This is a genomic window from Phycicoccus sonneratiae (assembly GCF_016887965.1).
Lineage (GTDB): Bacteria > Actinomycetota > Actinomycetes > Actinomycetales > Dermatophilaceae > Phycicoccus > Phycicoccus sonneratiae.
In genome coordinates this window covers 60,434-73,075 of sequence record NZ_JAFDVD010000016.1, presented here as the reverse complement: position 1 = coordinate 73,075, position 12,642 = coordinate 60,434, and the positions used below count along the sequence as shown (strand labels likewise).

At 74.3% G+C, this 12,642-nt stretch carries 12 protein-coding genes; 5 read left to right on the top strand and 7 right to left on the bottom strand.

What is annotated here, in order from left to right; all coding sequences use genetic code 11:
- Positions 1-2: 2 nt before the first annotated feature.
- A complete protein-coding gene (locus JQN70_RS14710; protein WP_204132112.1) occupies positions 3-389 on the bottom strand; it encodes a phage holin family protein in 387 nt (128 codons plus the stop codon).
- A 47-nt stretch (positions 390-436) separates the two neighbouring features.
- Entirely contained in the window at positions 437-1,282 is an 846-nt protein-coding gene (locus JQN70_RS14705) for an aldo/keto reductase (protein WP_204132111.1), read from the bottom strand.
- Positions 1,283-1,336: 54 nt separating this feature from the next.
- On the opposite strand from JQN70_RS14705, the gene hisC reads away from it, so the two are divergent.
- On the top strand, positions 1,337-2,449 hold the full coding sequence (gene hisC / locus JQN70_RS14700; protein ID WP_204132110.1) for a histidinol-phosphate transaminase: 1,113 nt from the start codon (positions 1,337-1,339) through the stop codon (positions 2,447-2,449).
- A gap of 6 nt (positions 2,450-2,455) precedes the next feature.
- Here the strand turns inward: hisC and JQN70_RS14695 are convergent, their stop codons facing one another.
- Positions 2,456-4,177, bottom strand: a complete 1,722-nt coding sequence (locus JQN70_RS14695; RefSeq protein ID WP_204132109.1) for an alpha/beta hydrolase — start codon at positions 4,175-4,177, stop codon at positions 2,456-2,458.
- 128 nt (positions 4,178-4,305) lie between these two features.
- Positions 4,306-4,701 carry a hypothetical protein gene (locus tag JQN70_RS14690; protein WP_204132108.1) on the bottom strand — a complete coding sequence of 132 codons (396 nt, stop codon included), beginning with the start codon at positions 4,699-4,701 and terminating at the stop codon, positions 4,306-4,308.
- A gap of 147 nt (positions 4,702-4,848) precedes the next feature.
- Here JQN70_RS14690 and pdhA point away from each other — a divergent pair, with 147 nt between their 5' ends.
- The 4 genes from pdhA to JQN70_RS14670 are packed head-to-tail and all read left to right on the top strand — an operon-like array spanning position 4,849 to position 9,939.
- On the top strand, positions 4,849-6,048 hold the full coding sequence (gene pdhA / locus JQN70_RS14685) for a pyruvate dehydrogenase (acetyl-transferring) E1 component subunit alpha (protein ID WP_434063749.1): 1,200 nt from the start codon (positions 4,849-4,851) through the stop codon (positions 6,046-6,048).
- Positions 6,045-7,016 carry an alpha-ketoacid dehydrogenase subunit beta gene (locus JQN70_RS14680; protein WP_204132107.1) on the top strand — a complete coding sequence of 324 codons (972 nt, stop codon included), beginning with the start codon at positions 6,045-6,047 and terminating at the stop codon, positions 7,014-7,016. The genes pdhA and JQN70_RS14680 overlap by 4 nt, the downstream gene beginning before the upstream one ends.
- 15 nt (positions 7,017-7,031) lie before the next feature.
- Positions 7,032-8,471, top strand: a complete 1,440-nt coding sequence (locus tag JQN70_RS14675; RefSeq protein WP_204132106.1) for a dihydrolipoamide acetyltransferase family protein — start codon at positions 7,032-7,034, stop codon at positions 8,469-8,471.
- Positions 8,472-8,475: 4 nt separating this feature from the next.
- The gene (locus tag JQN70_RS14670; protein ID WP_204132105.1) at positions 8,476-9,939 is read left to right on the top strand and encodes a Rossmann-fold NAD(P)-binding domain-containing protein; all 1,464 of its coding nucleotides are present in this window, start codon (positions 8,476-8,478) and stop codon (positions 9,937-9,939) included.
- A 69-nt stretch (positions 9,940-10,008) separates the two neighbouring features.
- Here the strand turns inward: JQN70_RS14670 and JQN70_RS14665 are convergent, their stop codons facing one another.
- The 3 genes from JQN70_RS14665 to JQN70_RS14655 are packed head-to-tail and all read right to left on the bottom strand — an operon-like array spanning position 10,009 to position 12,530.
- Positions 10,009-11,160, bottom strand: coding sequence for an RNA polymerase sigma factor (locus tag JQN70_RS14665; RefSeq protein WP_204132104.1), 1,152 nt, complete (start codon positions 11,158-11,160; stop codon positions 10,009-10,011).
- Positions 11,157-11,564, bottom strand: a complete 408-nt coding sequence (locus tag JQN70_RS14660) for a YciI family protein (RefSeq protein ID WP_204132103.1) — start codon at positions 11,562-11,564, stop codon at positions 11,157-11,159. The genes JQN70_RS14665 and JQN70_RS14660 overlap by 4 nt, the downstream gene beginning before the upstream one ends.
- A 39-nt stretch (positions 11,565-11,603) precedes the next feature.
- Positions 11,604-12,530, bottom strand: a complete 927-nt coding sequence (locus JQN70_RS14655; protein WP_204132102.1) for a DMT family transporter — start codon at positions 12,528-12,530, stop codon at positions 11,604-11,606.
- Between the last annotated feature and the right edge of the window lie 112 nt (positions 12,531-12,642).

Here is a 12,642-nt window from a genome sequence, read left to right as displayed (position 1 = left end):
GGTCAGTCGTCCTCGGGAAGGACGACGCTGAGCACCCAGGAGACGAGGGTGATGACGATCGCCGCGAGGATGGCGTCCCAGAAGAAGTGGTCGATGGTGAACGACAGGCCGACGGCGTCGCTGATCCACTCGGTGATCTGGAGCATGAACGCGTTGACGACGAACGTGAACAGCCCGAGCGTGAGGATGACGAACGGGAACGAGAAGAACTTCGCGATCGGCTTGATGACCGCGTTGACGAGCCCGAAGACGAGCGCCACGAGCACGATGGTGAGGACCTTGCGGCCCAGCGAGACCTGGTCCTCGGCGAGGTTGACCCCCGAGACCACGAGCGCGGCGACCCAGAGCGCCACGGCGTTGATGCCGACCCGGATGAGGAAGTTCGTCACGGCCCGATCATGACAGGTCCCGCTGGGGCCCGGCTGGACGCGGGCCGCTACATCTCCTCGTGGGTGTCGGGGTCGCCGCCGAAGAGCCGGCCGTCCGGACGCGCCAGACCGGTGATCGCCGTGACCTCGTCGTCGGTCAGCGCGAAGCCCGTCACGTCGAGGTTCTCGCGCTGGCGCGACGGGGTCGCCGACTTCGGCAGCGGCATCGACCCGAGCTGCACGTGCCACCGGAGGATGACCTGGCCCGGCGAGACCCCGTGGGCCTCGGCGGCCGCGGCCACCGGGTCGGCCGCGAACGGCGCCTGCCGCTTCCCGAGCGGGCTCCACGCCTGGGTGAGGATGCCCAGCCGCTCGTGGACGGCGCGCATCTGCTCCTGCGGGAAGAGCGGGTGCAGCTCGAGCTGGTTGAGTGCCGGCGTCACGCCGCTCTCCTCGACGATGCGCGCCAGGTGCGCCTCGGTGAAGTTGCTGACGCCGATCGTCCTGACGAGGCCCTCCTGCTGCGCCTCGACGAGCGCCTGCCACGCCTGCGGGTAGAGGTCGCGGCTCGGGTTCGGCCAGTGGATGAGCGCGACGTCGAGCTGCTCGAGGCCGAGGCGCCCGGCGGAGTCGTGCAGCGACTGCAGGGCGAGGTCGCGGGCGTGGAAGCGGCCCGGGACCTTCGTCGCGACGCGCACCTCCTCGCGCGGGACGCCGCTGCGGCGCAGGGCCTCACCGACCTCCTCCTCGTTCTCGTAGTTGACCGCCGTGTCGAGGTACCGGTACCCGGCCTCGAGCGCCGAGACCATCGCGGCGATGCCCTCCTCGCCGCGCAGCGGGTAGGTGCCGAACCCGACGAGGGGCGCGTCGGTGCCGTCGGACAGGCGGTGGGTCGGGGTGCTCGCGGGGGCCATGCCGCCACGCTAGACCGACACGACTCCCACGGACCCCGGACCTACAGTGGGGCCATGACCGACGACCTCGCCGACGCCGCCGCGCGCCCGACCCCGGTGCGGCTGCGGTCCGCGCTCGGCGCCCTGCCCGAGTACACCCCGGGGCGTCCCGCGGCCGTGCGCGATGGCCTCACGGCGTACAAGATCAGCAGCAACGAGAACCCCTTCCCGCCGCTGCCGTCGGTGCTCGACGTGGTCCGCGACGCCGCGGGGTCGGTCAACCGCTACCCGGACATGGCCGTCACGGCGCTCACCGAGGCCCTCGCCGCCCGGCTCGGGGTGCCGGCGGCCCGCATCAGCACCGGGCCGGGGTCGGTCGGTGTCCTCGACCAGCTGATCCGTGCCACCTGCGACGACGGCGACGAGGTGGTCTTCGCCTGGCGCTCCTTCGAGGCCTACCCCATCCTCACGACGCTCGCCGGCGCGGTGCCCGTCCAGGTGCCGCTCGCCCCCGGTGCCCGCCACGACCTCGACGCGATGGCCGCGGCCGTCACCGAGCGCACCCGGCTCGTCCTCGTCTGCACCCCGAACAACCCCACCGGGACGACCGTCGGTGCCGCCGAGCTCGACGCCTTCCTCGACCGCGTGCCGTCCGACGTCGTCGTCGTGCTCGACGAGGCCTACCTCGAGTTCGTCGACGCCCCCGACGCGCCGGACGCCCTCGCCGTCCACGAGGCCCGCCCCAACGTCGTCGTCCTGCGCACCTTCTCCAAGGCCTACGGCCTCGCCGGCCTGCGCGTCGGGTACGCCGTCGCCCACGAGCCGGTCGCCGCGGCGCTGCGCACCTCCGCCCTGCCGTTCGGCGTCAACTCGCTCGCCCAGGCGGCGGCCATCGCCTCGCTCGACGCCGCCGACGAGCTCGACGTCCGGGTCAAGGAGCTCGTCGCCGAGCGCGAGCGGGTCGTCGCGGCGCTGCGCGAGCAGGGCTGGGACGTGCCCGACCAGCAGGCGAACTTCGTGTGGTTCGGCCTCGGTGACGACACGGCCGCCTTCGCCGCGGCGTGCGAGGCCGAGGGCCTCACCGTCCGGCCGTACGGCACCGACGGGGTCCGCGCCACGATCGCCGAGACCGAGGCCAACGACCGGCTCGTCGAGGTCGCCGGCCGCTTCCTCGCCGCCCGCCCCTGAGCCGCGTCAGCCGTAGGGGTGCGGGCGCTTCGAGAGCACATCGCCGAGGTGCCGCAGCGACGCCTCGTCCCAGCCCGGGGGCTCGGTCACCCCGACCCAGGCCCGGACGTTCGCCGGCGCCGAGTACAGGTGCCCGTAGCCCATCGGGACGCTGCCCGAGCCGGGCAGGTCGAGCAGGACCTGCACCATCGTCACGACGGGGAACCAGCCCATCCGCGGCGAGACGTCCGGGCCGCGCTGGCCGTCGCGCAGCCACTGCGGCGGGGCGAAGGCGAGGTCGCTGTCGAAGAAGACGACCGGGTCGGACGCGTGCTGCAGGTACGCGACCCGGGTGGGGCCCCACGGCCCGGGCGTTCGGGCGAACCCGTCGTCCTCGGAGGCGAAGCGCACCGTCCGGCCCTCGCCGTAGACCGGGAGCCAGGCCGGGCTGCCGGGGTCGCGGTCGGCGGTGAGCCGGGCGTGCACCGGGCTGACGAACGGCGGCCCGACGAGCAGGGCGCCGTCGATCGGCTCGTTGATGAGGTTGATCGACCCGAGGATGCTCTCGACCCCGTACGACCCGAGCGAGAGGCCGTAGAGGTACAGGCGTGGGCGCGAGGCCTCCGGCAGCGTCGACCAGTAGCCGTGGACGGCGTCGAAGACCGCCTGCGAGGTCTGCCGGGCGGCGTCCTGGTCGGCGAGCAGGGAGATCCAGCTCGGCAGGTACGAGTACTGCACGCCGGCGATCGCGGTGTCGCCGTTCCACAGGAACTCGAGGGGGTCGGTGCCGTTGCGGTCGAGGTAGCCGGTGCCGGTGGTCGTCGCGAGGACGAGGACCTTGCGGTCGAAGGCCCCGGTGCGCTTGAGCTCCTCGAGGACGAGGGCCGCCCGCTTCCGGATGGTGTCGGCGCTGCGCAGCCCGACGTAGACGCGCACCGGCAGCTTCGCGCCGCCGCCGGTGACGGCGTCGATGCTCTCCACGGTCGGCCCCCCGGAGACGAAGCCGCGGCCCTCGGCGCCGAGGTCGGTCCAGCGCACCCGCGAACCGGGCCCGGCCGAGCGCAGCGGCGAGGTCGGCTGCCGGGTGCCGGAGGAGATCACCTGGTCCGAGGGCGCGAAGAGGGCGTTGGCCCCGGCGAAGAATCCCGTGACGAGCACGCCGCTGAAAACCGCCCACACCGTGAGGACGACGACGAGTGCCCCGAGGAGGTTGGCGAGCCGTCGCGGCATGAGCCGGACCAGCCCCCGGCTGAGCGCCCGGACCGCCGCACCGAGGCTGCGGCCGAGGAGGAGCAGGAGGGCGGCGACGAGGAGGGTGACCGCCGCGACGAGCGGCCAGCCGTCCGGACCGATGGGCGGCATCCCGTAGAGCAGGCGGATGTCGTTCTGCCAGCCGACCTGCTTCCACATCGACAGCACGAGCATGCCGACGCAGACCGCGACCGAGACGCCGACGAGCACCTCGCGGACCCGCGCCCGCGGCGCCGGGATGCCGAGGTACCGGCACAGCGAGCCGAGGCCGGCCCCGACCCCGTAGCCCGCGACGAGGCTGACGCCCGAGATGACCCCCTGGACGACCGACGGGCGGGGCAGCAGGGAGGGGAGCAGCGAGGCCGCGAGGAAGACGCCCCCGAGGGCGAGCCCGGTGCCGGAGAACCGGGCCTCCGCGATGTGCGCGGGCCGGCCGAGCGGCGGCTCGAGGCGCTGGATGAGTGCGCCGGCCGCGGCCGCCCGGGTGAGTGCGGGCACGCTGCGGCGGCGCTCCTCCTCGCTTCGCGCGCGTGTCTGAAGTGTCGTCATCCCTGTCTCCGGGCCGGCTCGGACCCAGCAGCAGGGTACGTCGCCCGGCCCGCGGCGCCATGCGCTTTCCGCGTCGGTCAGCCCACCGGCTCGACGGAGCTGACGAGGAAGGGCCGCCCGTCCGGGCACTCCGGGTAGGCGGTGTCGTCCGGCGCGCCGGTGAGCGCGAGCCGCTGTCCGGTCTCCAGCCCCTCGACGGCGCCGCGCAGCGCCCACCGCTCGGAGTCGCCGACCGCGGCGTAGACGCAGTCGCCCCGGACCTCGACGACCTCGACCTCGGCCTCGGTGGGGATGCCCCGCGAGCCGTCCCCCGGACCGGAGGGGGTGCTCGTGGGCCCACCAGGCTGGGCCGAGGAGGACGACGGGCCGGTGGACGGCTCCGGATCGCCGGTGTCGCCACCCCCGCATCCCGTCGTCGCGAGGAGGATCGCGGCCGCGAGCGCGGCCGGCCGGGCGAGTCGTGTCGAGGGCATCCCTCCACCCTGCCCCGTCCCGGGGGGTGCCGCGAGCCGGGTACGGTGGGCCCCGACACCGGCCGTGACCGCCGCCACACCCAGCAGCGCGGCACGACGCCCCCGAGATCGGCCCCCCACCCACGGGGCCCGGAGTAGGAGTGCCCAGTGAGCGACAACGAGGTCGCCCCCCTCGAGACCGCCTTCGGCGTCGACCACCACGTGAGCGTCGCGGAGGCGCCCGAGCGCCCGGCGCACGAGGGTGGCCCCGAGATGGTCCAGCTGCTCAGCCCCGAGGGCGAGCGGGTCCCGAACGCCGAGCTCGACGCCATCGTCGACGACCTGTCCGACGAGGCGCTGCGCGGCTTCTACCGCGACCTGGTCCTCGTGCGGCGCTTCGACGCCGAGGCCACCGCGCTCCAGCGCCAGGGCGAGCTGGGCCTGTGGGCCAGCCTGCTCGGCCAGGAGGCCGCCCAGGTCGGTTCGGGCCGCGCGATGCGCCGCCAGGACTACGCCTTCCCGACCTACCGCGAGCACGGCGTCGCGTGGTGCCGCGGGGTCGACCCGGTCAACCTCCTCGGGATGTTCCGCGGCGTCAACCACGGCGGCTGGGACCCCAACGAGAAGAACTTCCACCTCTACACGATCATCATCGGCGCCCAGACGCTGCACGCCACGGGCTACGCGATGGGCGTCCAGCGCGACGGCGACGTCGGCACGGGCGACGAGCGACGCGACACGGCCGTCATCGCCTACTTCGGCGACGGCGCGACCTCGCAGGGCGACGTGTCCGAGGCGCTCGTCTTCGCGGGCGTCAACAACAGCCCGGTCGTCTTCTTCTGCCAGAACAACCAGTGGGCCATCTCCGAGCCGAACGAGAAGCAGACCCGTGCGCCCCTGTGGCACCGGGCCCGCGGCTTCGGCTTCCCCGGCATCCGGGTCGACGGCAACGACGTCCTCGCGGTCTACGCGGTCACCAAGCAGGCCCTCGACGCCGCCCGCTCCGGCCAGGGCCCGACCTTCGTCGAGGCCTTCACCTACCGGATGGGCGCGCACACGACCTCCGACGACCCGACGAAGTACCGCGTCTCGGCCGAGGTCGAGGTGTGGAAGCACCGCGACCCCATCGAGCGCTACAAGCGCTGGCTGACCACCACCGGCAAGGCCGACGTCGACTTCTTCGAGGCCGTCGACGCCGAGGCCGACGAGCTCGGCGCCTCGGTGCGCGAGCGCTGCCTCTCGATGCCCGACCCCGCGCCGGCCGAGATGTTCCGGCACGTGTACGCCGAGGAGCACCCGGTCACGGCGCGCGAGCAGGAGTGGTTCGCCGAGTACCACGCCTCGTTCGAGGAGGAGGGGGCCCGATGAGCACGACGACCATCGCCAAGGGCATCACCTCCGGCCTGCGGGCCGCGATGGAGCGCGACCCCAAGGTCGTCCTCCTCGGCGAGGACATCGGCAAGCTCGGCGGCGTCTTCCGCGTCACCGAGGGCCTCCAGAAGGACTTCGGCGAGGACCGGGTCATCGACACCCCGCTCGCCGAGGCCGGCATCATGGGCACGGCCATCGGGATGGCCCTGCGCGGCTACCGGCCGGTCGTCGAGATCCAGTTCGACGGCTTCGTCTACCCGGCCTTCGACCACATCGTCAGCCAGGTCGCCAAGCTGCACTCGCGCTCGCTCGGGTACGTCAAGATGCCGATCGTCATCCGCATCCCGTTCGGCGGCGGCATCGGCGCGGTCGAGCACCACAGCGAGTCGAACGAGACGTACTTCGCGCACACCGCCGGCCTGCGGGTCGTCGCCTGCTCGAACCCGCACGACGCGCACTGGATGATCCAGCAGGCGATCGAGTCCGACGACCCCGTCGTCTTCTACGAGCCCAAGCGGCGCTACTGGGACAAGGGCGAGGTCGGCGAGGAGCCGGACGGGCCGCTCGGCACGGCCCGCGTGCTGCGGTCCGGGACGGACGTGACGCTGCTCGCCTACGGCCCGATGGTCAAGACCTGCCTCCAGGCCGCGCAGGCCGCCGAGGAGGAGGGGCGCTCGCTCGAGGTCATCGACCTGCGCTCGCTGTCACCGATCGACGGCGAGGCGATCCTCGCGTCGGTGCGCAAGACCGGCCGGGCGGTCGTCGTCCACGAGGCGTCGACCTTCCTCGGCATCGGGTCCGAGATCTCGGCGATGGTCACCGAGGAGGCCTTCCACTCGCTCGAGGCGCCGGTGCTGCGGGTCGGCGGGTACAACGTGCCCTACCCGCCGAGCCGGCTCGAGGAGGAGTTCCTCCCCGACCTCGACCGGGTGCTCGACGCCGTCGACCGTTCGCTCGCGTACTGAAAGGCGCTGCCGCAGATGGCTCTTCGTGAGTTCAAGCTCCCGGACCCGGGCGAGGGTCTGACCGAGGCCGAGATCGTCACCTGGCACGTCGCGGTCGGCGACACCGTCAAGGTCAACGACGTCGTCGTCGAGGTCGAGACGGCCAAGTCGCTCGTCGAGCTGCCCGTGCCGTTCGCCGGCACGGTCTCGGCGCTGCACGTCTCCGAGGGCGACACCGTCGAGGTCGGCACGCCGATCATCACCGTCGACGACGGCGTGGGCGGCGCGGCGGCTCCGGCCGCTCCCGCCCCGGCCGCGGCCCCGGAGCCCTCGGCGCCGGCCGAGCCCGAGGTCGCCGAGGGCCTGATCGGCGGCACGACGTCGACGGGGCGCACCGCCGTCCTCGTCGGCTACGGGGTCAAGCAGACCGAGGCCGTCCGCCGCCCCCGCAAGTCGAGCGGCTCGCCCGTGCAGCAATCGACGAATGTGTCGAATCCTGCACGGTCGGGTGCCGGGTCGAGCGGCTCCGGCGTCCAGCAATCGACGAATGTGTCAGGTGTTGCACAGCCGGACGGCGCCGATGCCCCCGCCCGGGCGCTGGCCAAGCCGCCGGTCCGCAAGCTCGCCAAGGACCTCGGGGTCGACCTGCAGTCGGTGACCCCGACCGGCGACGGCGGCGTCGTCACCCGCGCCGACGTCGAGGCCGCCGCCTCCGGCGCCTCCACCGCGCCCGCCGCCGCCCGCCCGGCCCCCGCAGCGGGGGACAGGGAGACCCGCGTCCCGGTCAAGGGTGTCCGCAAGATGACCGCCCAGGCGATGGTCGGCTCGGCGTTCACGGCACCCCACGTCACCGAGTGGGTCACCGTCGACGTCACCGCGACGATGGACCTCGTCGAGAAGCTCAAGCGCGACAAGGAGTTCCGCGACGTCAAGGTCACGCCGCTCCTCGTCCTCGCGAAGGCGATGTGCGTCGCGGTCCGCCGCAACCCCGAGATCAACGCGAGCTGGGACGAGGCCGCCCAGGAGATCGTCCTCAAGCACTACGTCAACCTCGGCATCGCCGCCGCCACGCCGCGCGGCCTCGTCGTCCCGAACGTCAAGGACGCCGACCGGATGTCGATGCGCGAGCTCGCCGACGCCATCGCCGCGCTGACCGCCACCGCGCGCGAGGGCCGCACCCAGCCGGCCGACATGAGCGGCGGCACGATGACGATCACGAACGTCGGCGTCTTCGGCGTCGACGCCGGCACGCCCATCCTCAACCCCGGTGAGTCGGCCATCCTCGCGTTCGGCTCGGTCACCCGCCGGCCGTGGGTCGTCGGCACCGGCGCCGACGAGCGGATCGAGCCGCGCTGGGTCACGACCATCGCGTTGAGCTTCGACCACCGCCTCGTCGACGGCGAGCTCGGCTCGCGCTTCCTCGCCGACGTCGCCGCCCTGCTCGCCGACCCGTCGCGCGCCCTCGTCTGGGGCTGACCGGGTGGCCACGGGAGAACGCGGCGTCGTCTTCCCCGTCGAGGGTGACCGGCGCTCGACCTCGGCGACGGGGCGCGGTGTCGTCGCCGACGCGCTGCGCCCGGTCGATCCCGTCGGCGCCTCCGCCGCCCAGCGCGAGACCAACTGGCGCAGTGGCTACCTCACGCACTTCCGCCGGCTCGTCGAGGCCGGGCTCCCGAGCTACGGCGACGCACGCAGCATCGCCGAGGCCGGGCTGGCCTCCGTCCACGAGCGGATGCGCTGGAGCCCCGACGGCACCGACGACCTGCCGCTGACGGCCGCCGTGGGCGGGTCGGCCGGCGCGCCGACCGGTCTCGTCGGCACCGAGGTCCTCGCCGGGCAGGGCGAGCCCGACACCGCCCTGACCATCCCGTACCACGGCCGCCGGCTGGCGGGTGACGACCTGCGCCGCCGGCTCGACGCCTGGGTCGAGGCCGGGGTCGTCGAGCCGAGCCTGCGCGAGGCGGTCACGGCCGTGCTGGAGAACCCCGACTGGCTGCGCCTCGAGGGCCGCACCGTCGTCGTGCTCGGGGCGGCGGCCGAGATGGGTCCGCTGCGCTCGCTGCTGCGCTGGGGAGCCACCGTCGCGGCCGTCGACCTGCCGCGTCCCGACCTGTGGAGCCGGCTGCTCGCCGACACCCGGCCCCTCGCCGGGCGCCTGCTCGTCCCGGCGCGGGCCGGGGACGGTGACGTGGCGCAACGGGCCGGCCTCGACCTGCTCCACGACCTGCCCGTGGCCACGGCGTGGGTCACCGGCCTCGAGGACCACCTCGTCCTCGGCAACTACGTGTACGCCGACGGCGCGACGAACGTCCGGGTCAGCACGGCGGTCGACGCCCTCTCCGGCGCGGTCACGGCCGCCCGCTCCGACGCCGCGCTCTCCTTCCTCGCCACGCCCACCGACGTCTTCGCGGTGCCGCCCGAGGCGGTCGCGGCGGCCACCGAGGCCTACGCGAGCCGGCGCACTTCGAAGGTGCTGCGCGTGCCGCTGCGCACGCTCTCCGGCGGACGGCTGCTGCGCCGCAACTACGTCCCGGGCGAGGACCCCGGGCTCAACGACTCCGTCGTCCTCCAGCAGGGGCCGAACTACCTGCTGGCCAAGCGGATCCAGCGCTGGCGGGCCACTGCCGCCCGGGCCGCCGGCACGACCGTGTCGTTCAAGGTCGCCCCACCCACGCGCACGCGCTCGGTCGTCAAGAACCGGGCGCTGGCCGCGGCGTACTCGGGGGCGCACCGCTTCGGGGTCGAGGTCTTCGAACCGGGCACCGCCAACACCCTCATGGCGGCGCTGCTCGTCCACGACCTCCAGGCCCGGCCCGCGGCGCTCGACCACCCGTGGCAGGACGAGGCGTACGCCGCCGCGCACGGCGGGCTGTGGCGGACCGCCTACGACCCCCGCAGCGCCCTCGGGCTCGCCGCCCTCCTCGGCGCCGCCTCCGCCCGTTGACCCCTGCTCCGCACGCCCCTGTCCCTCCCCCGCGACAGGGGGTGAAGACCTGCGGCACACCGACGGTGTTCACCCACGGTCGCGGTTGAGGCGGGCGGCCTGCCGGGTGAGGTGGTCGCGCTCGGCGGTGCGGGTGGCCACCGCCGCGGCCTCGGCGTAGAGCCGGGCGGCGTCCGCGAGGTCACCGGCGCGCTCGTGCAGGTGGGCCGACACGGCGGCGTACCGCGGCAGGGCCGGGTCGAGGTCGGCCAGCGCGCGCAGCCCGGCCCGTCCGCCGTCGGCCTCGCCGACCGCGACGGCCCGGTTGAGCCGGTGCACGGGACTGCCGGTGAGGGCGACGAGCTCGTCGTACCACTCGACGACCTGCACCCAGTCGGTCTCCTCGACCCGTCGCGCGTCGGCGTGCAGGGCCGCGATCGCCGCCTGCGCCTGGTACTGCCCGAGCCGGTCGCGCGCGAGCGCCCCCTGCAGCAGGCCGATGCCCTCGGCGGCGAGCGCGGTGTCCCAGAGGGAGCGGTCCTGCTCGTCGAGCGGCACCAGCCGCCCGTCCGGGAGGGTGCGGGCCGGCCGCCGCGCGTGGTGCAGGAGGAAGAGCGCGAGCAGGCCGTGCACCTCCGGCTCGTCGGTGAGCGCGGCGAGCTGCCGCGCCAGCCGGACGGCCTCCGCCGCCAGGTCGACCTCACCCGCGTACCCCTCCGTGAAGACGAGGTAGAGCACCCGCAGCACGGTCGAGAGGTCGCCGGGTGTGTCGAGCGATACGTCGGCGACCGTCCGCTTGGCCCGGCTGATGCGCTGGGCCATCGTCGCCTCCGGCACCAGGTGGGCCTCGGCGATCTGGCGGGTCGTCAGCCCGCCGAGGGCCCGCAGCGTGAGAGCGGTTGCGGCAGAAGGCGAAAGCGACGGATGGGCGCAGAGGAAGTACAGCCCCAGGGTGTCGTCGTCCGACGGGGTGGGGCCGGGCGGTGGCTCGCGGTCGACCCGCTCCTCCCGGGCCCGCCGCGACGACTCCGAGCGGACGACGTCGAGGTGGCGCCGCCACGCGACCGTGACGAGCCAGGCTTTCGGGTCGCGCGGCGGCTCCTGCCCCCACTGCTCGTGGGCGGCGAGCAACGCCTCCTGGACGGCGTCCTCGGCCGACGCGAAGTCCGCTCCGCGCCGGACGAGGACGCCGATGACCTGCGGCGCCAGCGAGCGCACGAGGCCGGCGTCGAGGGCGCTCACTCGGCGGCGTTGGGCCGGTCGTCGAGGAACGGCCGCAGCTCGATCCACTCGCCGAGCGGGCGGCCGCCGGCGGCGGGGGCCCCGGACAGCTCGGCGGCGACCTCGATCGCCCGCTCCTCGCTGTCGACGTCGATCGCCATCCAGCCGGCGATGAGGTCCTTGGTCTCGGCGAACGGGCCGTCGACGACCGGCGGCCGGCCCTCCCCGTCGAACCGGACCCACCTCCCGCCCGGGCTCAGGGCCTGGGCGTCGACGAACTCACCGGACTCGCGCAGCCGGTCGGCGAGGTCGTCCATGAAGCGGACGTGCGCGTCCACCTCCTCGGGCGTCCACCGGTCCATCGGCACGTCGTTCGTCGGCGCCGGCGAGCCGACGTAGTGCTTGAGCATCAGGTACTTGGCCATGACGGTCCCTTCGGGTGGTGCGGCCCATTCTGGCCGCGCTCACCCCGGGGTCGCAGCCGCCGGAGCGTTCTCGACATCGGGGCCGCGACGTCGTCGGGCGAGCCCGGTGGCGATGCCGACGCCGACGACGGCGACGACGATGCCCGCCACCTCGCGCGGCGACAGGGTGTCGCCGAACGCCACCCACGCCATGAGCGCGGTCACGGGCGGGCAAACGAAGAACAGGCTCGAGGAGGCACCCGCCCCACCGCGACGCACGAGCAGCCCGAGGAGCAGCAGGCCGGCGACCGAGTTGACGAGCGCCAGCCAGCCGACCGCCGCTGCGGCCCGTGCCGGGTCGGCGACGGACGGCACCCCTTCGAGCAGTGGCGCCAGCACGGCGAGCGGCGGCACGCAGACGGCGAACTGCACCGTCGCCGCCCAGAGCGGGTCCGGCGGGTCGTCGTCGAGGTGGAACCAGCGCTGGCCGAGCGTGCCGACGCTCAGCCCGACGAGGCTGAGCAGCCCGAGGCCCACGCCGAGCACCCCGCCGGCCTCGTCGACGTCCGGACCGAGGACGACGAGCACCCCGACCACGCCGAGGACGAACCCCAGCACCTGGAGGCGCCCCAGCCGCTCGCCGAGCACGAGGCCGGCCAGCACCACCGTGAGCACCGGGCTCAGCGCGTGCAGGAGGGACGCGAGCGTGGCGCCCATCCCCGCGTCGAAGGCGAGGTACATCAGCGCGAAGACGACGCCGTTCATCATCAGGCCGACGAGCCCGATGCGGACGAGCACCGGGCGGCGGATGCGCAACGGGCCGCGCAGCCGGCGGGCCAGCGCGGCCGTCACGGCGGCCGCGAGCACGAAGCGCAGCAGGAGTGCCCAGAACGGTGCGACGGCCCGGACCGCCGCGGGGCCGGCGACGTAGCCGGAGCACCAGACGAGGACGAACCCGGCGGCCGGGACGAGCGGGAGGGTGCTCACCGGGGCACGGGAGGTCGTCGTCGAGGCCATGCCGGGCGCAACCGGCCCTCCCCGGCGGTTGTTCCGAGGCGGAGGTCACACGGGGGCACGGGACCGGCCCCGGCATGATGAA